The 18,738-nt window shown below is 63.6% G+C and carries 17 protein-coding genes; 5 read left to right on the forward strand and 12 right to left on the reverse strand.

The window, feature by feature from the left end:
- Positions 1-224: 224 nt before the first annotated feature.
- The 3 genes from AC1DEZ_RS25770 to AC1DEZ_RS25780 all read left to right on the forward strand — a co-directional run bounded on the left by AC1DEZ_RS25770 (position 225) and on the right by AC1DEZ_RS25780 (position 3,972).
- Positions 225-1,649 carry an amidase gene (locus AC1DEZ_RS25770; RefSeq protein WP_476781069.1) on the forward strand — a complete coding sequence of 475 codons (1,425 nt, stop codon included), beginning with the start codon at positions 225-227 and terminating at the stop codon, positions 1,647-1,649.
- Between the two features lie 81 nt (positions 1,650-1,730).
- Positions 1,731-2,900 carry a mandelate racemase/muconate lactonizing enzyme family protein gene (locus AC1DEZ_RS25775; protein WP_476781070.1) on the forward strand — a complete coding sequence of 390 codons (1,170 nt, stop codon included), beginning with the start codon at positions 1,731-1,733 and terminating at the stop codon, positions 2,898-2,900.
- Entirely contained in the window at positions 2,833-3,972 is a 1,140-nt protein-coding gene (locus AC1DEZ_RS25780) for a D-2-hydroxyacid dehydrogenase (protein ID WP_476781097.1), read from the forward strand. The genes AC1DEZ_RS25775 and AC1DEZ_RS25780 overlap by 68 nt, the downstream gene beginning before the upstream one ends.
- Before the next feature lie 346 nt (positions 3,973-4,318).
- On the opposite strand, the gene AC1DEZ_RS25785 is transcribed toward AC1DEZ_RS25780, so the two are convergent.
- The 3 genes from AC1DEZ_RS25785 to AC1DEZ_RS25795 are packed head-to-tail and all read right to left on the reverse strand — an operon-like array spanning position 4,319 to position 7,215.
- The gene (locus AC1DEZ_RS25785) at positions 4,319-5,380 is read right to left on the reverse strand and encodes a hypothetical protein (protein ID WP_476781071.1); all 1,062 of its coding nucleotides are present in this window, start codon (positions 5,378-5,380) and stop codon (positions 4,319-4,321) included.
- A 33-nt stretch (positions 5,381-5,413) separates the two neighbouring features.
- Positions 5,414-6,274 (reverse strand): ABC transporter permease, encoded by an 861-nt coding sequence (locus AC1DEZ_RS25790; protein WP_476781072.1) that lies wholly within the window; start codon positions 6,272-6,274, stop codon positions 5,414-5,416.
- A gap of 2 nt (positions 6,275-6,276) precedes the next feature.
- Entirely contained in the window at positions 6,277-7,215 is a 939-nt protein-coding gene (locus AC1DEZ_RS25795) for an ABC transporter permease (RefSeq protein ID WP_476781073.1), read from the reverse strand.
- 100 nt (positions 7,216-7,315) lie between these two features.
- Between AC1DEZ_RS25795 and AC1DEZ_RS25800 the strand changes: the two genes are divergently transcribed.
- Positions 7,316-8,230 (forward strand): LysR substrate-binding domain-containing protein, encoded by a 915-nt coding sequence (locus AC1DEZ_RS25800; protein ID WP_476781074.1) that lies wholly within the window; start codon positions 7,316-7,318, stop codon positions 8,228-8,230.
- Here the strand turns inward: AC1DEZ_RS25800 and AC1DEZ_RS25805 are convergent.
- Both AC1DEZ_RS25805 and AC1DEZ_RS25810 read right to left on the reverse strand, forming a co-directional pair.
- Entirely contained in the window at positions 8,220-9,761 is a 1,542-nt protein-coding gene (locus AC1DEZ_RS25805) for an ABC transporter substrate-binding protein (RefSeq protein WP_476781075.1), read from the reverse strand. The genes AC1DEZ_RS25800 and AC1DEZ_RS25805 overlap by 11 nt on opposite strands.
- A 323-nt stretch (positions 9,762-10,084) precedes the next feature.
- Positions 10,085-10,255, reverse strand: a complete 171-nt coding sequence (locus tag AC1DEZ_RS25810; RefSeq protein ID WP_476781076.1) for a hypothetical protein — start codon at positions 10,253-10,255, stop codon at positions 10,085-10,087.
- A gap of 570 nt (positions 10,256-10,825) precedes the next feature.
- Between AC1DEZ_RS25810 and AC1DEZ_RS25815 the strand changes: the two genes are divergently transcribed.
- Positions 10,826-11,740, forward strand: coding sequence for an NADP-dependent oxidoreductase (locus AC1DEZ_RS25815; protein ID WP_476781077.1), 915 nt, complete (start codon positions 10,826-10,828; stop codon positions 11,738-11,740).
- Between the two features lie 180 nt (positions 11,741-11,920).
- Here AC1DEZ_RS25815 and AC1DEZ_RS25820 read toward each other — a convergent pair whose 3' ends face one another.
- The 7 genes from AC1DEZ_RS25820 to AC1DEZ_RS25850 all read right to left on the reverse strand — a co-directional run bounded on the left by AC1DEZ_RS25820 (position 11,921) and on the right by AC1DEZ_RS25850 (position 18,657).
- A complete protein-coding gene (locus AC1DEZ_RS25820; protein WP_476781078.1) occupies positions 11,921-12,889 on the reverse strand; it encodes an SMP-30/gluconolactonase/LRE family protein in 969 nt (322 codons plus the stop codon).
- Positions 12,886-14,172, reverse strand: a complete 1,287-nt coding sequence (locus AC1DEZ_RS25825) for a TRAP transporter large permease (protein WP_476781079.1) — start codon at positions 14,170-14,172, stop codon at positions 12,886-12,888. Before AC1DEZ_RS25825 ends, AC1DEZ_RS25820 begins: the two co-directional genes overlap by 4 nt.
- Positions 14,173-14,177: 5 nt before the next feature.
- The gene (locus tag AC1DEZ_RS25830) at positions 14,178-14,699 is read right to left on the reverse strand and encodes a TRAP transporter small permease (RefSeq protein WP_476781080.1); all 522 of its coding nucleotides are present in this window, start codon (positions 14,697-14,699) and stop codon (positions 14,178-14,180) included.
- A gap of 30 nt (positions 14,700-14,729) precedes the next feature.
- On the reverse strand, positions 14,730-15,743 hold the full coding sequence (locus tag AC1DEZ_RS25835; RefSeq protein ID WP_476781081.1) for a TRAP transporter substrate-binding protein: 1,014 nt from the start codon (positions 15,741-15,743) through the stop codon (positions 14,730-14,732).
- 93 nt (positions 15,744-15,836) lie between these two features.
- Positions 15,837-16,856: a Gfo/Idh/MocA family protein gene (locus AC1DEZ_RS25840; RefSeq protein WP_476781082.1), complete on the reverse strand. Its 1,020-nt coding sequence runs from the start codon at positions 16,854-16,856 to the stop codon at positions 15,837-15,839.
- The gene (locus tag AC1DEZ_RS25845) at positions 16,853-17,962 is read right to left on the reverse strand and encodes an isocitrate/isopropylmalate dehydrogenase family protein (protein ID WP_476781083.1); all 1,110 of its coding nucleotides are present in this window, start codon (positions 17,960-17,962) and stop codon (positions 16,853-16,855) included. Before AC1DEZ_RS25845 ends, AC1DEZ_RS25840 begins: the two co-directional genes overlap by 4 nt.
- The gene (locus AC1DEZ_RS25850) at positions 17,959-18,657 is read right to left on the reverse strand and encodes a GntR family transcriptional regulator (RefSeq protein WP_476781084.1); all 699 of its coding nucleotides are present in this window, start codon (positions 18,655-18,657) and stop codon (positions 17,959-17,961) included. Before AC1DEZ_RS25850 ends, AC1DEZ_RS25845 begins: the two co-directional genes overlap by 4 nt.
- Positions 18,658-18,738: the final 81 nt, after the last annotated feature.

Raw genomic sequence — 18,738 nt, forward strand, 5'->3', positions numbered from 1 at the left:
TTGTGCCCGTCGAGGCCGCAGGGATTCGAGCACCGATGGTCGAACGCTACTCCCACGACTCGACATTGACAATCCAATCGATTGGAAATATTTGCCAATCGATTGGATATTAGTTCGCAGCGGCCTGTTCGAGCGGTTTGCCGCCAAGGGCCGTTCGGTCGGAAGACCGGTGCGACCACGGTCAGGAGGCCCGATTGGGACATCTCATCGCGAATGGAGCGGGCATGGAGGTCGGTTTCCTGTCGGTCGTCGAGCTCGGCCGGGCATTGGCTTGCGGCGAGCTGACGTCGGAAGCGCTCGTAACCGCGCTGCTTGCTCGCATCCGAGCCCATGATCCGGTCCTCAAGGCTTTCGTCGAAGTCTACGGCGACGATTCTCTGGAGGCGGCGCGCCAATCGGACGAGCGGCGGTCCCGCAAAGAGGCCAGAGGCGCGCTCGATGGCATCCCGTTCGCAGCCAAGGACCTCTTCGACGTCGAGGGCCGCCCGACATTGGCGGGGTCGAAGGCCTTCGAAGCCACGCCTGCGACGCGGTCGGCCAATGCGGTCTTGCGACTGCTGGCCGAGGGCATGATCCTCATCGGAAAGACGCATACGGTCGAATTCGCTTATGGCAGCTGGGGAACGAACCCGAGCTTCGGAACCCCGGTCAATCCGCGTGACATCCGCGTTCCGCGCGTCGCCGGCGGCTCCTCCAGCGGGTCGGGAGTGGCGGTGGCGGCTGGGCTGGTGCCCGTCGCGCTGGGCACCGACACCGGTGGCTCGGTGCGCACCCCGGCGGCGCTGTGCGGCATCGTCGGGATGAAGCCATCCTCCGGGCTGATCGGTCGCGGCGGCGTGCAGCCTCTCGCCTTGGTCTTCGATACCGTCGGGCCGATGGCGCGTTCGGTTGAGGATGCCGCCCTGATCCAGGCCGCATTACAGGGGGAGGACCCTAACGACCCCGCGACGTTCAGCATCCCCCGTGCGCATCCTCTGGCGGATCTGGGGAAAGGCATCGTGGGGCTGCGGCTGCGCTACCCGTCGATGCAGGACCTGAAGGTGGCCGAACCCGATATCCTCGACCGGTTCAGTGAGACGCTCGCCGATCTGGCTGGCATGGGCGCGCTCGTCGAGGAGAAGCCTCTGCCGCGGCCGCTCGAAGTCTATGCAAGCCTGGCCGCCAACATCACCACCGTGGAGGCCTGGAAACGGTACCAGTCCTTGATCGAAGCCGACGGCAGCCTCGTCGATCTGGAGATCGCGACGCGGATGTCGCGCGGCAGAGCGATGACCGTTGCCGACTATCTTGGTTACGACGAGCAGCGCCGGCTCATGCAGACGGAGTTCTACCACTACCTCTCAGGCGCGGACGCGCTCCTCTTGCCGACTTCCCCGATAACGGCGGAGCCCATCGAAGGCGCGCATGACCGCTTTGCGCCTTTCGGCATTTTCACGCGTCTCGCCGGGCTGATGGATCTCGCGTCGCTAAGCGTGCCAATGGGCGACGCGGAGCGACTTCCGACGGCCATCCAGATCATGGTTCGGCGCTATGCCGATCCGTTGGCGTTCCAGATCGGCCATGCCCTCGAAAAGCGGCGCGGTGGGTCGTTCGCCCGCCCGCCCGGCTACCAGCGTCTGGCACACTCGACACCAATTGCCCCAGAGTGAGCATTTGCCCTGCCGCGACGCCGCCCGCGGGGGCTCGCCGATGCCAGTCACCCATCTCTTCCAGCGCAGAAAGCCACATCGATGCTTGCGATCGAGAACCTTCGCGTTTTCAACGTCCGCAGTGGGCCCCAGCGCCCCGTCATCGTCGAACTCACAACAAGGGAAGGCATTGTCGGTCATGGCGAGGCTGCAGTCGCCTATGGGCTGGGCGCTGACGCCGCCGCGGGGATGCTGAAGGAACTCGCCCCCGCGGTGATCGGTGCGGATGCGACCTATCCGCGTCATGTCTGGCACGAGATCTACGACAATTCGTTCTGGGCCAAGGGCGGTGGCGCCATCATGTTCGCGGCCCTCAGCGCCATCGACCAGGCCCTCTGGGATATCAAGGCCAAGGCGCTGGGCGTTCCCGTCTACGAGCTGTTCGGTGCGAAGTTCGCGGCCGAGATCGAGGTCTACGCCAATGGCTGGAGCACCAGGCATGATGACGTCGTCGGATGGGCCAAATCGGCCGAGCGCCCCATCTCGGAGGGATATCGGAAGCTGAAGTGCTATCCGCTCGCCAATTACGAGAAGGGCCGCACGCTACGGCATGTCCAGCGCCGCCAGCTCGACGATGAGGCCTTCAAGCGGGCGGTCGACCGCGTCAGGACCCTGCGCAAGGTCGTGGGGCCGGATATCGGGCTGATGCTCGATCTCTCCGGCGGGCTCAACAACGACCAACTGATCCGTTTTATGGACGTCTGTGCCGAGCTCGACCTGATCTGGGTCGAGGAGCCGCTCGACGCCTTCAATTTCGGCGCCCTGCGTGATCTGGCCGGGCGATGGCCGATCCCGATCGCCGCCGGCGAGCGCATTTATACCCGCCACGGCTTTCGCAATCTGCTGCAGAGCGGCGGCGTGGATGTCGCGATGCCGGATGTCGGAAATTGCGGCGGCATCTTCGAGTTCGTCCAGATCGCCGCCATGGCGGAAGCCTATAATGTCCGGGTTTCGGCCCATAATTGCGCGAGCACTCTCTGCACAGCGGCATCGATCCAGGCGATCGCCGCTACCGCCATGGCGATGCCGCTCGAAACCTATCCCTATTATTCAGAAGCGAACGACTACGTTCAGGTCCTGAAAAATCCGCCGGAGAAGACGGTCGTCCGCGGCCGGCTTGCCGTTTCCACCGCGCCGGGACTTGGTGCCGAGGTCGATACCGCCGCTATCGCACCCTATCGCTTCTTCGACTACCGCGAAGCGACGTCATAAGTCCCGGCCCGGTACCGAGCGATGGACGCGAACCGTCATACGCTGCGAAGAGAGCCAGCACGTCATGGCTGATCGGAAAACCGAAGCGTGGATAGTCGCGCCGCGCATCTATGTTGAAAACGTTCGCGATGGCGATCCCGCTTACGAAGTAACGGCCGAGGACGTTCTTCGACATCTTCTGCCTGTCTGCCGCCCGACGGAGCTGACCTGCCGCCATGACGATGATCGCGACAGTGAGGCTCTCGGGCGCGCCGACATTCTCGTCGCCGGCAAACTCGTCCCCGAGCTGATCGCGTCAGACGCCCATGCGCTGAAACTCATTCAATGCACCAGCGCCGGCGTCGAAAAATACGCACCCTTCGGCTGGCTGGGAGCCTCGACGATCCTGACCAATGCGAGCGGCGTCCATGCCGACAAGGTCGGCGAGTTTGGCCTCATGGCGACCCTGATGCTGCATGACAGAGTGCCAGCGATCGTGACCAGGCAACGGCGCCATGCCTGGAACAGGCAATTGCGGGGCGTGGCCGCCGGACGGCGCGTCCTGATCTACGGGGTCGGCGGCCTTGGGGGCGCCGTTGCCGAGCGCCTCCATCACGCGGGATTCCGCATCACAGGCGTTCGCCGAAGCGGAGCATCGGCCGCCGCTGTCGAGCGCATGGTGACGCCCGACCGGTTCCACCAGGAATTGCCGCAGGCGGATATTCTGATCCTAGCCTGTCCGCTCACGCCGGATACGCGCGGACTCATGGGCCCCTGCGAATTTGCGGCGCTGCCGCCGGGCGCCGGCATCCTCAACATCGCTCGAGGCGGCGTCATCGACCACGCAGCGCTCATGTCGTCTCTGGAAAGCGGGCATCTGTCCGGCGCCATCCTCGACGTCTTCGAGGAAGAGCCGCTGCCGTCGGACTCGCCGTTGTGGGACGTCCCGAATTTGATCGTCTTTCCACACGTATCCGCCGATGCCCCGGACGGGTACGTCGATCGCTGCCTTGCGATACTCGCCGAAAACCTCAGCCGGGCGAAGGCGGGGCAGTCTTTGCGAAATGCCGTGGATCGGGAACTCGGTTATTGAGCTGGCGATTTTCGGTCAGAGATGAAGCAGCGCGGAGTTACCCGCTCGCTGGCAGCGCATAAGTTTCCTTGCAAAAATCGGAGAAAAAGAGGCCGGCGCGGACGGAGGGATTGCTCAGATCAGCGCAGCGAGCCTCTGGGGTTTTATAAGCAAAAAGGGAAACAGTGGCCCATTGAGGATCCAATGCGCCACTTCCTGATATTAAACCAATGCCAGGAAGCGGACATTGCGCCCTCCGTCGCTTCGCCGATCCAGTAAACTCTTATCAACCGCTCGTAGTTCTAAGCCACGTGCCAGCAGTCAGAAGCTCGATCTATCGCCAGAGTGGCGGCACTTGATCTCGCTCTCAGCTCCAGAATGCACTTTGCCACAGGCTCAGCTTCTCGCCGACGCCGCTCTGAAGAGCGTTCTCGTAAACGCGATAGCCGCACATCACATCATAGATCGCCATGCCGCGGGCAAAGTAGACGATCACATCGTCGTTGTCGCGGCGTCCGCTGATTTCGCCGGCGATGACCTTGCCAAGGTCGATGATTTCCTCCTCCTTAGCCAGGCCTCGGTCGATCATGACGCTCGGCGTCATCGTCTTGCGTTCCATGCTGATCGCGGAGTTCATGACATAGCCGTCGGCGTGAGCGAGCGTCTCGAAGGTTGCGTCCCAGATCGATAGATCGACAAGCAAGCTCCCCTTCTTCATCCAGTCTGGTGCGATATAGGCATCGTCGATCGTCTGGACGTTGGTCGCGGGAATGACCACATCTGCATCGGCGATTGCCGCACGAGCGGAATCGACGGCGCGGACATCGATGTTCAGCTTCCGCGAGAACTCAGCGGCGAAGGCCTTGGCGCGCTCGGTATTCAGATCAAAGACATAGGCAACTTCGAGCTCTGGCATCACCTCGGCAGTGCAGGCGATCGCAGCCTGATTGATCGGGCCCACGCCGATCAGGCCGATACTGCGCGAGCCCGGCCGGCGCAGATGCTTGACGCCGATGGCACCAAGCGCGCCTGTGCGCATGCAGCTGACCACCATCGCGTCCATCAGGGCGATCGGATAGCCCGTCTCGGGGTCGAGGATCGTCACAAGGCCCGAGGCGCGCGGCCCCTTCCCGTTAATCGGGTTGTCTGGGTTGCTCGGGATGTTCTTTAGCGCAACCTTCATTACGCCGTTGTCGTCGAGATAGCCGGCATGGATGTTCGCGCGCTTCTTGCTGGGATAGCCCACGAAGTTCTTGAGCTTCTCGGCTGGGACGCCCCAGAACAGGGTCGCGGTCGGCGCCTCGATCGCCTTGCCCTGATAGGCCAGCAATGTGGTGCGCTCGGTATCGGCAACCGTCGCGGGAACGTCGGCGGCGCCGCAGCGGACCGCGTCCTCTTGGCTAAGATAGATGAAATTCGCTTCGCTCATGAGAAGGCTCCGTGGGTCATCTGTTGTCGGCTGTCAGTTGCGTTGCCGCAGCTTTGGGTCGGTCGCATCGCGCAGGCCGTCTCCGAGGAGGTTCAGCGCGAGCACGGTCAGGAAGACGAAGACGCTCGGAAAGACGGCCAGCCACCAGGCGTCGAGGATGTTCTCGAACCCTTCCCTAATCATGCCGCCCCAGGTCGCCGTAGGCGGCTTGACGCCCAGGCCGATGAAGCTCAGCGAGGCTTCCGTGCGGATCGCCGTCGCCATCCAGAGCGAACCCATCACCAAAATGTCGGAGATCAGGTTTGGAAGGATGTGGACGCGCATGATCCGTCCATGACCGCAGCCCAGAGAGCGGGCCGCTTGGACGAAGTCCTGCTCCTTGAGCACCAGTGTCGGGGCCCGTGCCAGTCTCACAAAGGGAGCGATCTCGGTCACTGCGATCGCGATGATGAGGTTCTCGAGGCTGGCGCCCAGGACCGCGGCGACGAGCATGCCGAGCAGCAGGCTCGGAAAGGACAGCATGAGATCGACGACCGCCATGACGAACGCGTCGAAGCGCCCGCCGATATAACCAGACAGCACTCCGAGAACGGTGCCGACGCTCATCGCAATCAGGATCGAGAGCAGGCCGACGATTAGCGAAATCCTGGCCCCGTAGATGATCCGGGAAAGCACATCGCGCCCATAGGAGTCCGTGCCCAACCAGAATTCCGACGAAGGCGGCAGGAACTGGTTGACGATGTCCTGCGTGAGCGGGTCGTGCGGGGCAATCACTGGCGCGAGGATCGCGACGAGCACGATCACGGCCAGGAGGGTTAGCCCAACCCAGGCGAAGGCACCGCCACGTGACACGAAGCGGCCGGTTTCGGAGAAACGGAGAATGATCGCGCTCATCGTCAGGCTGTCCGGATTCGCGGATCGACCGCGGCATAGGCGAGATCGGTCAGAATGTTTGCGAGCACTACGAAGGAGGCGAAGATGATCATCAGCCCCTGCAACATCGTATAATCGCGGGTGTTGAGAGCACCGAGAATCAGGCGGCCGAGACCGGGCCGGTTGAAGACGATCTCGGTCAGAACCGCATTTCCGATTAGCGTGCCGAAATACAGCCCTACGACCGTGATGATCGGTAGCAGCGAATTCGACAGGACGTGCCGCAAGGCCAAATTAATCGGCGCAACGCCTTTGGCCTGAGCCGTGCGTACGTAATCCTCACCCAATGTAGAGAGCATGGACGCTCGCGTGACTCGCGCCACATAGGCACTCATGATGACGCCGAGATTGAGCGCCGGCAGGGCTACCGCCAGCAGACGGTCCCAGGGGCCGGCATTTTGGGTGGTGCCGATGACGGGAAACCAGCGCAGCTGAATCGCGAAGGCTAGGAGCAGCAGGATGCCCGAAACAAAGGCGGGCAACGACAATCCCACAAGCGAGAACAACCGCCCGACATAGTCGGGCCAGGCGTTGCGGTTGATCGCGGCGTAGATGCCGAGCGGCAACCCTAGGGCGAGCCCAACGAGGATCGAAGCGACCGCAAGTTCGATCGTATTCGGAAGAACCCGCAGCGCCTCATCGAGGACCGGCCGCTTGGTGACCAGCGAAGTTCCTAGGTCGCCCCGCAGCAGGCCGGTCAGGAAGCCAGTATACTGCTGTGAGAGTGGCTCATTGAGGCCGAGCTGCTGCCGGAGCGCTTCCAAAGCACCGGCGCTGGCTTGATCACCGAGGATCACCGCCGCGGCATCGCCGGGGACGATGCGGATGATCACGAAGATTGCCGTGAACATCGCTAGAAGCGTCGGCAAGCCGAGCGATATGCGTTTTAGTGCGTATTTCATGAGGATTTCCGGGCGCGGCAGCGGCCTGTCGATGGCAACTATTCACAGGCCATGCTAAAACGTCGATTGATAAATTCAGCCAAGGGTATTCCAAACCCTCATGCCTCGCTCGATCAATCTCCGACAAGTCGAAGCCTTCCGCGCTGTTATGGAAAACGGCACAGTGAGTGCGGCGGCAGCGGCTTTGAACGTTACGCAGCCAGCTGTCAGCAAGCTGGTCTCCAATCTCGAACTGGATACGGGACTGCGGCTCTTTGATCGGCTCAAGGGCAAATTGACGCCAACCGCTCAGGGCGCACATCTCTATGAAGAGGTCGACCGGGTGTTTTCCGGACTACACCAGATCGAGCGCGCGATTGAGACGGTTCGTCGGGAGCAGAAAGGCCGTCTCCTCGTCGGCGTCCTGCCCGCGCTATCGGGCCACTTCATCCAGCACGTCACGATGCGCTTTCTGGAGAGCGAGGCACATGTCTTCGTGTCGCTGATCGTGCGTGGTTCACCGGGACTGGCGGACTGGCTGGTGACACGGCAAGTCGACGTCGGGATCCTGAATGCGCGTGTCGAGCATCCTGATCTCGAGACCGAGCCGTTCCTGATTCATCCTCTAGTCTGCATCATGCCGGTCGGGCATCCGCTGTCTCGCAAGGCGGTGGTCCGTCCCGAAGACCTTCATAATCAACCTTTCGTTGGCTTCGACGAAGGGGTCGAAATCCGGCGAAGGGTGGATGAGGTGATGGCGAGCCACGGCTGCGAGCCGCGGCTCGTTCTGAAGGCGACCACAGCTCCGACGCTCTGCGAGTTCGTCGCGCATGGCCTGGGGCTTTCGCTCGTCCACCCGCTGATGGCAGGCCCGGTCAAAGGGCGTGTCGCAATCCGGCGCTTTGAACCGGCGATCGACAACCATTTCCTGCTTGCTAAAGCAACCAAGGCCCGCAATGCGGGCCTTGTCGATCTTTTCATTCAACACGCCCGGGAATGCGGCGATCAACTGATGCGCGAGGCGCTCATCGGGTAACGCTCGTCTTCTCTGTGATCTGCGGAGCGATGTTGATTGCACCCTGCAGCTCGTAGCCGTAGTCGACCTTCTTGCTACGCGCCCATACCTGCTGAAGCTCGAAGAGTGGCACCGCGCAGAAGTCCTTGTGGATCTTGTCCTGCGCGATCTTCCAATCCGTCATCTGCTTGGCCGGATCGGCTTCCTTTCTGGCCTGCTCGATCTCGGCGTCCGCCACGTCGCAATGCGAGAAGTTGGTGATCGCGGTCGGTTTCCCCACCGTGGCGGCAGAATGGTAGAACTCAGTGAGATAGGCATCGGCTACAGGGAACCGCGCCGCGCCGTAGAACACCAGGGCGCTCGCATTCTGCCGGATCTGCTGCTGATAGGTCGGGTGATCAACGACCTTCATGTCCAGCTTGATACCGGCCTTGCCGAGCTGGTTCTGGATCACTTCCATGATCGGCAGTTGCGAGGAGATGTTCGAGACGACGACGCTGAGCGTGATGCCAGTTGGATGCCCGGCTTCAGCTAGCAGCGCCTTCGCCTTGGCTATGTCGGGCTTGACGGTCCAAGAGCAGTCCTGGCCGCGATAGCCAGGCGGCACCACCGAGCAGCCCTTTTTCGCGACATCCGGGCCCACGAAGCGAACGATCTGATCCAGGTCGATTGCGAACGCAATCGCCTGACGCACGCGCAGATCATCCAGAGGCTTGATGCTTTTGTTGATGTGTAGCGTGCGGAACTCGCCCTGACCGAAGATGTCCACGATCACCTCGGGCCGCGCTTTGACCTGCGTTACCCAGCGCTGATCCCGCCGGCCATAGATCAGGTCGAGCTGCCCCGATTGAAAAGCCAGGTCGCGGCTGCTGTCGGAAAGAACGAACCGCCACAGGATCTCATCGATCTTAGGCACACCGCGGAAATAGCTTTTGTTAGCAACGAGTTTAACGTGCTGCTGCAACACATGCTCGGCGATCTCGTAGTGGCCTGTCCCGATGGGCTTGGCAGCGAAATCGCGCCCCAACTGCTCGACCGCCTTCTTGCTCACGATCATGCCGCCGTGAAAGTTGGAGAGCAGGCCGAGCAAGCCGGCGTCGGGATATTTGAGGTCGATCCTGACGGTCAGGTCGTCGAGCTTCACCACGTCCGCGATGCCCGCGAAATTCGCGGCGAATGACGAGGTGCTCGGGTCAGCTGCACGCTTCAGCGAAAAGACGACGTCATCGGCAGTGAGCTCACCGAAATCGGCGTGAAACTTGACGCCTTTGCGCAGGTGGAAGGTCCACGACGTTCCGTCGGAAGAGGTTTCCCATCGCGTCGCGAGATCGGGCTCGATCTTGGTGGGATCGGCGCTGCCCGGCGGGAACCGCACCAGCCCATCGAACACGTTCGCAATCAGCATCGAGTCGAAACCGTTGGCGCGGTGAGGATCAATGTTGGTGATATCGGAGGTTCCAACGGCGACCTGCAGCGTCTCGGCCCTGAGCGGCGACAGCGAAGCTGTCGCGGCCGCGAGGCTTGCTAAGAATGCCCATGTGGTTGTCTTCATCTGCGCTCTCCCTGATGGGCTTATCAAGGCCGGCCCGACGAGATGAGGTCAATTGACATATTTCAGCTCACCTATAAACAAACGGCATAGGCGGCTCTATCGTGAGTTTGCTTGCGCCCGGTGTCAGCGAAGCCAACCACCGGCTATCCCGCGTCCCTAGTCACGGCCTTGGCCGGCCAGCGCCAATACCAGACGCCGGGACAACGCCCGCAAGCGGACGTCCGCAGCGCGGCTGCCTCGCGACCGGCCCCGACCGATGGCAGAAAGTCACCGCACAGCGATGATGGCCCCTGTGCTGACCAATGCACCGCCTGCGATACAATTCACCAGCTCACCACGGCGACATCGTCAGTGGCGCTCGCGCGGTGAGCATCGAGGGTCGAGACGTTCGTCCCCCCGGTGCTGACACGCAGGACGGCCTCCTGCGCGAAGCCCCCGGCTGGCAGGAGGGCAACCAGCATCGTGCCGGCAAGCCCGAGACCAAAATTTCTCATTCCGTGAACCCCTCGCTTTTGGTTGGCCAGATGATGGCCGGTAAGGTTCTAGGCTGTCCAAGTCGAAATCAGGGGCGGCTTATTCTCCGGGGTTATAGATTTTGGCGCCCGCCGGCTCCTGCTTGTGCCTTATCGCGGGAGCATGTGCGGCAACCTTGGCTTGCTCTCCGCCGTGTCAGTGACCGTCAAATCTGGGAACCATCATCGGTGTCGCACTGTCTGTCCGCTCCACTCGCAGTGTCGGACTGACTAGGCGCGAAAACTCATGCCGAAGCGCGGAAAATGGCTAACGGTTGCCATCTCATCGGCAGATGATCTGCATGATGTGACGGAGCTTCTGACCATGAAGCGCCAGCCGCCGTCGCACGGCTGAAGCCGACAAAAATGCCATGCTCGCCGCGCGATGGCTCCTCGGAGCCCGAGCAGCGGTCTCGGCGACATTACATAGTAATTCGACATCAAGTCGTTGCGGAAGGCGGCGAGCCGATCACCAGTTGCGCTAGAGATCGAAGAGACCTTTCACGCCTGCAATTTGCCCCCGAACCAACGATCACCGAGGAGACAATTCCCATGAAAGCAATCGTTGTAACGGACCAGAACGCGGGTACGGCCGGAATGAAGCTGGTGGAGCGGCCTGAGCCGCGGGCGGCGATCAACGATGTCGTCGTTCAGGTGCATGCGGCGGGATTCGTCAACACCGAACTGGAATGGCCTTCGACCTGGGCAGATCGAGCCTTTCGTGACCGGACACCAGCGATCCTCGGCCACGAACTGGCCGGAGTGGTCACCGCGCTGGGCTACGGCACCACGGGGCTTTCAATCGGCCAACGTGTGTTCGGCCTGTCGGACTGGCATCGCGACGGCACACTCGCGGAGTACGTCGCCATGGAGGCACGCAACCTCGCGCCGCTGCCCGGCGATGTCGATTTCACGGTGGGCGCCAGTTTGCCGATCTCGGGCCTGACCGCATGGCAAGGCCTATTCCACCATGGCCGCCTTCAGGCGGGACAGAGTATCCTCGCGCATGGCGCGGCCGGTGCCGTCGGTTCGGTCGTGACGCAGCTTGCGCGGGAAGCGGGAGCCTATGTCATCGGCACCGGACGCGCCGCCGATCGCCAGAAGGCGCTCGACTTCGGTACAAATGAATTCATTGATCTCGGGAACGATACTTTGGAAGACGTCGGCAGCGTCGATCTGGTGTTCGACGTCATCGGGGGCGATGTTCAGAAGCGGTCCGCAACGCTGATCCGCGCCGGTGGAACGCTGGTGACAGTCGTCGGGCCGACGGATGTTCGACCCGCAGACGGCCTGACCATCGACTTCGTCGTCGAGGCTGATCATACCCAGCTATCCGAGATTGTTCAGCGAGTCCGGGATGGAAGACTGCGGACGAACATCGGCAAGGTCGCGAGCCTAGACGATGCGGTTGCTACCTTCAGTTCGGCTGAGCGACGCACGGGAAAGACGGTCATCCGCGTTCTCTGAAGATCGAGATGAAGCGCTGAAGCCCTCCCGGTGATCGAAGCCCTGCAGCGTATGCAGCACGTTCACCGACCGGATTTAAATCGAGGCCTCGCGCCTCAGTCGCGCTTGGCGCCAGGAGCCGACCTTAGCGCCACGCCCGAAAGCGGACCTATGGGCGAGTGTTCGAGCGTTCTGGTCCTTTCAGTAGCCCCAGTGCACGGGCCGCACGCCTGCGACCGGCAGCTTAATTTGGGCGATCGTGTCACCGAGAAGGCAGCCAAGATACCCGGTGCGCAGGTCGGGGCCGCCGAAAGCGATGCTCGAGAGGTTGCGCAGCCGCGTCGATGGATTCCGGTCCATATGCGGACGGCCGAGAGCGTTCGCCGCATAGGCCTGCTCGACCCAGGCGACATGGGCCGGATCAGTCTCGTTGAGCATGATCTCGCAGCGTCCGCAATCGGGTGCCAGCCGCAGCAACTGGTTCGAGATCACGCTGGCGATCCAGATATCGCCCGCTTCGTCGAAGGCGAGGCCGTCCGGGAACTGGCCCTCGCCGAATTCGTGGATCACCTCTTTCGGCCCGAGGCTCGCATCGTCGCGTAGAGCGAAGCGGCTCAGCCGCCTGCCATAGGTCTCGTTGACATAGAGCCAGCGCCTGTCTGGCGAGAGCTGGCATTCATTGGTGAAGCCGAGCCCGTCTGCAACGATGCGCGCGCCCCTGTCGGTCATCACGGCGATGAAGCCGCTGCGGGAATCGCGGCGATAGTCGAGCGAGCGCGGCACCTTCGTGGTCGAGACCGTCAGCCAAAGCCGGCCGCGATGGTCGCGTAGGACGAAGTTCGAGGGTGGGATCGCCTGGCCCTCGATCTCCGTCCAATAGGGCTCGACCTGCCCATCCCTCGTCAGCCGCCAGACCCCGCCGGCTTCGCTGCCGAGATTGGCAAGCAGGAAGGAGCCGTCCGGCTCGAGCGCGATGCCGTTCGGGCGCAGGCCTTCCGGGAGATCGGCGGTCGCAGCCGTGTAGAGCGCCTGGCGGCCATCCGGCCTGATATGAGCGACGCCGCCGCGCCAGTCCGCCGAATAGAGATCGCCCTTCGCGGTGGCGAGGACACATTCAGGTCGGCTGAGGCCGGAGCCCAGCAGCGAGACGTCGTCGAGAGAGAGCGTCATCCGCGCATCAGCCAGACCAGAGCCATCGGGATCGCCTCGACATAGGTAACGAGGAACAGAACGCAGAGCGCGAGGATGAACATCGGGATCAGTTCGCGCGAGATCGCGACCATGCCGACCCGGGCGATCTTGGCCGCTACGAAGAGCGTGCCGCCGACGGGTGGCGTGTAGAGCCCGATCACCAGGTTGAAGACCATGATCAGGCCGAGATGCACGGGGTCGATCCCGAAGGCCTTGGCGGCCGGGATGAAGAGCGGCGCCGTCAGCATCAGCGAAGGCAGCGGCTCCAGGAAGATCCCGACGAGGATCAACGCCAGGTTCAGCAGGAACAGGAAGACGTATTTGTTCTCGGCGATGGTGAGGATCGCCTGCGCCAGATTGGCCGGGATCTGCTCGACGGTGATCAGCCAGGAGAGCGCGCCGGTGGCGCCGACGACCAGCATCACCACGGCGCTGGTCCGGAAGCTCTGCAGTAGCATGCCAGGAATCTGCGCCGGCTTGATCTCGCGATAGACGAAGAGCGCCAGGATCATGCCGTAGAACACGGCGACCGAGGCGGCCTCCGTCGGCGTGAAGATACCGGTGAGGATGCCTCCGAGAATGACGACGGGCATGCCCGAGGCAGGCAGGATCGCGACGAAGCTTTTCCAGATCTCGCGCCGACTCGGCATCGCGCCGCCGAGATCGCAGCCGAGCGAACGCCCTTTCCAGACGCAGAGCAGGATCAGTACGAAGGCGAGCGTGAAGGCCGGGAACACACCCGAGACCAGGAGCTCGCGGATCGAGACGTTGCCGACGAAACCGTAGACCAGGAGCGGGATCGAGAGCGGCATCAGAACGCCGATCGTACCCGCGACCGCGATCAGCGCCGCTGCGAAAGCGCGCGGATAACCGCGCTCGGCCATGCGCGGCACCATGATCGAGCCGATCGCGGCCGAATCCGCCACCGCCGAGCCCGAGACCGAGCCGAACATCGTGCAGGCCGAGACCGTGACGACGCCGAGTCCGCCGGGCATGAAGGCGAGCAGCGAACGCGCGAAGTCAATCAGTCGGCGGCCGACACCGCCATGGGTGATCAGTTCACCGGTGAAGATGAAGAGCGGGATCGCGGCGAGATGGAGCGGCTCGACGCTCGAGATGTAGGAGAGGAAGATGGCTTCCAGCGGATAGCTCATGCCGAAGATCGCGATCGTCGCGACCGTCGTCAGGAGCAGGGCCCAGACCAGCGGCATGCCGAGCAGAGCGAGCGCGAAGAAGACCGCGCAGATAATGGCGAGAACCATGAGGATCAGTCCTGGAAGGCTTCCTGCGGGATCGGCCTGCCGCGGACGAGCAGCGCGATCTCGTAGGCGACGAAGACGAGGGCGAGCGCCGAGCCGACCGGCATGGCGAGATACTGGAACCCCATCGGCACATGCAGCACGGTGAGCTCCTGCCCCATCGTGCTCTCGGTGATGCTCCAGCCATAGGAGATCAGCAGGATCAGCAGCCCGACGACGCCGAGGCGCGTCGCAATCTCGACGGCGATCTGCAGGGCCGGCGGCATCTTGTCGGTGAACTCGGTGATGCGCATATGCGCCCCCCGGCGGGCAGCCGAGGCCCCGCCGAGGAACGTTGCCCAGAGCAGGACGAACTCGCCGAATTCGGTGTTCCAGGCGAGGTCGCTGTTGAGCGCCAGGCGCGCCGCGACATTGGCGAACATCACGACGAGCAGCATCGCGGCCAGCAGCGTCAGTGTCAGGTCGACCAGATCACCGAGCCAGCGCAAGGGCGCCGGCTCGGCCGGGTCGGGACGATAGAGAAATTGCATGCCGGCCTCCGCTGTCCCAGTCGCCGAACGTCAGCTCATGCTCTTGCGAATCTCGGCCGCCTCGCCGAGCATCTGGTCGACGGCGGGGCCGAACTCCTTGCGGGCGCGCTCATAGGCGCCTTCGCTGGCCTTCCGCCAGATCGAGAGATCCGGCTTGGCAATGGTCGCGCCCTTCGCCGTCATCTCGGCCAGAAGCTTCTCGTCATTGGCGCGGACCTCCTGGCGGTTCCAGTCGCCGGCCTCCTTGCCGGCCTTCCGGATCGCCTCCTGATCGGCCGGGGTCATGCCCTTGAAGGTCCTCTCCGCCATGGCGAGCCAGCGCGGCGAATAGACGTGCTGGGACAGGGTGACGTGCTTCGCCACTTCGTAGAAGCGCTGCGAAAAGATCGTGTCGATCGGGTTCTCCTGGCCGGAGACCGTGTTCTGCTGGATGCCGAGATAGACCTCGGTCACGGGCATGACGACAGGCGAGAAGCCGATCGATTCCATGATCCAGCGGATCATCTCGACGGGCGCGATGCGAAGCTTCTTGCCCTTCGCGTCGGCCGGGCTGTTAAGCGGGAAATTGGTGGTGAAGCTGCGGAAGCCGGCCTCCCAGTTGCCGACGATCCGCATGCCCTTGGCCGGCAGTAGGTCGGCCTGCTGCTTGATGAACTTCGACGTGTCGTAGAGCTTCCAGCCCTGCTCGTAGTTCTCGGCCAGATAAGGCAGCGCGATCAGCGAGAGATCCTTCACATGGGGGGTGAAGGTCACGACGCCGGTGAGGGCGAAATCCAGGCCGCCGACTTGCAACTGGTCGAGCGACTTGGCGTCGTTGGCGAGCTGGCCGGAATGGAAGACTTGAACTTTGTAGCGGCCCGAGGTGAACTGCTCGACCGCAGCCGCGAAGCGCAGCGACGCCTCCTGCGCAGCGCCGACCGAGGTGTCGGTGTGGCTGAAGCGAAGGGTGCGTGCGCTCTGCGCGCCGACGATGGCGGGGAAACCGGTGATCGCGCCGCCGGCGAGAACCGCCGAGGCCTTCAGAATATGGCGCCTGCTCTGCATGCTATCCTCCCTGGATATCGTTGTGCTTGTTGTTGTTGTCCGGTCGCATGCGGGCTTGCGTCGCCCGTCTTCCCGCGGCCGGGGGCATTCGGTTCAGACGGCGATGAAGCGTCCCTCCTCCGCCGACCGGTAGACGGCTTCCTCGATCGTCAGGTTGCGCAGGTACTCGCGGCCAGAATTGACCAACGGCGTCCCGTTCAGGACGTGCTCGGCGACATGGCGCGTCTGCCCGTAGACGCAGTCGCCGCCATAGCCGCGGTCCTCCCAGCCATAGACGTGCTCGCGCTCCTCGCCGCCGCGCGGACGGACGAACAGGCGGCCGAAGCCGTCCAGCCGGATCACGCCTTCCGTCCCTTCGATCAACAGCACGCCATTGGTCATCCGCGTATCCGTGGCGGGGTGATCGACATGGCGGTTGCCGTCGAACATCCCGGCTGCACCGCTCGCGAAGTCGAAGATCACATAGCCGGCGTCCTCGCCCTTGATCACGGGATTGATCCGCCGCAGCCGCGCGAAGACGCCGGTGATCTCGCCCATCACGTCGCGGAACACGTCGATCAGGTGGATACCCGTCTCGTGGATGAGGAAACGCGGCATGCTCTGGAAATAGGGCTGGCGCGAGAGATAGGCCTCCGGCCCCTGTCCGTCGCCCGGCCGCAGACGGAAATTGATGTTGAGCGGCGTGCCGACGCCCCCCTCCGCGACCAGTCGCTTTGCTTCCCTGAACCAGGGCATGAAGCGGAAATTCTCATGCACCGCCAGCATGGTGCCGGCTTCCTCGGCGATGGCGACGACCGCTTCCGCCTCCTCGAAACTCGGCGCCAGCGGCTTCTGGCAGATCATCTTCACGCCACGGCCGGCGGCGGCTACGACCAGCGCCCGATGCGTCGCGGGCGGCGTCACGATGTCGATCAGTTCCGGGCGGGTCGCATCGAGCATCGCCTCGGCATCCTCGAAAGCCGAAGCGCCCGGAAACAGCGTGGCCGCGGCCTCGCGCTTGCCTGCGTCGCGATCGGCCACGCCGACGACCCGCACACCTTCCATCCGGCTCCAGGCATCCTGGTGGAACCGGCTGAAATAGCCGCAGCCCGCTATTGCGACCGCGAGTGTCATTGCGGATCGACTTTTCCGCTCTGGATCAGATCGGCGATGGTGCTGCCGATGTCGCGCGTGCCGTGGCGCCCGCCGATATCGTAGCTACGCAGGTTGAGTTTGCCGAAGGCGTGATCGACGCCGAGTTCGATGGCGCGGGCCGCGTGGCGAGCGGCGGTGCTGCCATGGCGCTCGCCGAGCCAGTCCAGCATCATCGCGGCGGAGAGGATCATCGCCGTCGGATTGGCGATGCCCTTGCCGGCGATGTCGGGGGCCGTGCCGTGGCTCGGCTGGAACATGCCGTTGGCCTCGCCGATATCGGCCGAGGGCGCGAAACCCATGCCGCCGATCAGCCCGGCGCCGAGGTCGGACAGGATGTCGCCGAACAGATTCTCGGTCGGTAGCACGTCGAAGTCCCAGGGCCGGCGGACGAGGTCGAGCGCCATCGCGTCGATATAGTGGTGGCGCGCCTCGATGTCGGGGTGCTTTGCCGCGGTCTCGTAGAAGACCTTGCGCATGAAGGCGAAGGAGCGGAACACGTTCGCCTTGTCGACGAGGGTCACGCGTCCCGGCGTACCGCGTGTCTCGCGGCGGCGGCGGGCCAGGCCGCAGCAGAACTCGGTCAGCTGCTCGGTGATCTTGCGGGTGATGACCTGCGTATCGCGCGCTTCCTTGTCGTCGATGATCTCGCCCTTGCCGCGCGAGGCGAACATGCCCTCGGTCGACTCGCGGACGATCACGAGGTCGATGTCCTTCCAGCGCTCATGGGCGAGCACCGGGGGTGTGCCGGGAATGGCGCGGATCGGCCGCACGCCGGCATAGAGACCGAAATGCATTCGGATATCGAGCTGGGGCGCGATCTCGGTGCCGTCCGGATAGCGGATGTCCGGCCAGCCCATGGCGCCGAACAGGATCGCGTCCGCCTTGCCGACGCGCTCCATGCCCTCTTTCGGCAGGATGGCGCCCGTCTCCTTGAAGTGGTGGGCGCCGCCCGGGATCTGCTCCTGGCGGAAGGACAGGTCGAAGCGCTTCTCGACCGCGCTGAGAACCGCGACGGCGGCCTCCATGACTTCAATGCCGATGCCTTCGCCGGGCATCACCGCGAGATGGAAGGAGTTTGACGTCATAATCTCTGGATTCCATGCCGTTCGATGATGGAGGTGAGCTCGCGCCCTCCGCGCTTGCGGTGGGCGTGGTAGATCTCGCGGGCGCGCTCGACATCGCCGGCGAGGATGGCCTCGAGCACCGCGCGGTGCTCGGCCGTGGACTGCAACGGCAACGGGCGCAGCGAGAGCGTGAACATCCTGGCGCGGTGGGCCTGATCCCAGACCTGCATGATCATCGCCGCCAGCCGCCTGTTGCCGCAGAGCCGGGCGAGGTTGAGATGAAATGCCTCGTCGGCTCCCGCCCAGGCCTGCAGGTCGGGCTCGCCCGCGAGCGCCGCCTCCATGGCATCGCAGGAGGCGATCAGGCCTTCGAGCTCGGACCGGTCCGGCCGGCGCGCCGCCAGGAGTTCGACCGCGGTCGGCTCCAGCGACATCAGCACCTCATAGATCTCGCGCATGTCGTCGGGCGAGAGCGCCGAGATGCGCACGCCGTGGCGCGGCACGATCTCGAGCAACCCTTCCTGCTGAAGCCGCACGAAAGCCTCGCGGACCGGGGTGCGCGAGGCGGCGAGCTCGGTAGCGATCTCGCTTTCGAGGATCTGCGCGCCGGGCGGATAACGGTTGTCGAGGATCTGCTCCTTCAGCCGGGCATAGACCGCGTCCGTCGAGCGCGGCGCCCGACCGGAAGCGGCTACATGAGATTGGCCCAGGTCCATGCGCATCCAACAATGTATGCGTTAAGCGATACGTTAGGAATACGGACACCCGCGGTGCTTGGCAAGCCCCATCTCTCGACG

The organism is Allobosea sp. 10L422, from assembly GCF_056395345.1.

What these genes read in the sequence shown, in the direction of transcription:
- AC1DEZ_RS25770 (WP_476781069.1), top strand. Translation starts at nt 225, where the DNA reads ATGGAGGTCGGTTTCCTGTCGGTCGTCGAGCTCGGCCGGGCATTGGCT.
- AC1DEZ_RS25775 (WP_476781070.1), top strand. Translation starts at nt 1,731, where the DNA reads ATGCTTGCGATCGAGAACCTTCGCGTTTTCAACGTCCGCAGTGGGCCC.
- AC1DEZ_RS25785 (WP_476781071.1), bottom strand. Translation starts at nt 5,380, where the DNA reads ATGAGCGAAGCGAATTTCATCTATCTTAGCCAAGAGGACGCGGTCCGC.
- AC1DEZ_RS25790 (WP_476781072.1), bottom strand. Translation starts at nt 6,274, where the DNA reads ATGAGCGCGATCATTCTCCGTTTCTCCGAAACCGGCCGCTTCGTGTCA.
- AC1DEZ_RS25795 (WP_476781073.1), bottom strand. Translation starts at nt 7,215, where the DNA reads ATGAAATACGCACTAAAACGCATATCGCTCGGCTTGCCGACGCTTCTA.
- AC1DEZ_RS25800 (WP_476781074.1), top strand. Translation starts at nt 7,316, where the DNA reads ATGCCTCGCTCGATCAATCTCCGACAAGTCGAAGCCTTCCGCGCTGTT.
- AC1DEZ_RS25805 (WP_476781075.1), bottom strand. Translation starts at nt 9,761, where the DNA reads ATGAAGACAACCACATGGGCATTCTTAGCAAGCCTCGCGGCCGCGACA.
- AC1DEZ_RS25810 (WP_476781076.1), bottom strand. Translation starts at nt 10,255, where the DNA reads ATGAGAAATTTTGGTCTCGGGCTTGCCGGCACGATGCTGGTTGCCCTC.
- AC1DEZ_RS25815 (WP_476781077.1), top strand. Translation starts at nt 10,826, where the DNA reads ATGAAAGCAATCGTTGTAACGGACCAGAACGCGGGTACGGCCGGAATG.
- AC1DEZ_RS25820 (WP_476781078.1), bottom strand. Translation starts at nt 12,889, where the DNA reads ATGACGCTCTCTCTCGACGACGTCTCGCTGCTGGGCTCCGGCCTCAGC.
- AC1DEZ_RS25825 (WP_476781079.1), bottom strand. Translation starts at nt 14,172, where the DNA reads ATGGTTCTCGCCATTATCTGCGCGGTCTTCTTCGCGCTCGCTCTGCTC.
- AC1DEZ_RS25830 (WP_476781080.1), bottom strand. Translation starts at nt 14,699, where the DNA reads ATGCAATTTCTCTATCGTCCCGACCCGGCCGAGCCGGCGCCCTTGCGC.
- AC1DEZ_RS25835 (WP_476781081.1), bottom strand. Translation starts at nt 15,743, where the DNA reads ATGCAGAGCAGGCGCCATATTCTGAAGGCCTCGGCGGTTCTCGCCGGC.
- AC1DEZ_RS25840 (WP_476781082.1), bottom strand. Translation starts at nt 16,856, where the DNA reads ATGACACTCGCGGTCGCAATAGCGGGCTGCGGCTATTTCAGCCGGTTC.
- AC1DEZ_RS25845 (WP_476781083.1), bottom strand. Translation starts at nt 17,962, where the DNA reads ATGACGTCAAACTCCTTCCATCTCGCGGTGATGCCCGGCGAAGGCATC.
- AC1DEZ_RS25850 (WP_476781084.1), bottom strand. Translation starts at nt 18,657, where the DNA reads ATGGACCTGGGCCAATCTCATGTAGCCGCTTCCGGTCGGGCGCCGCGC.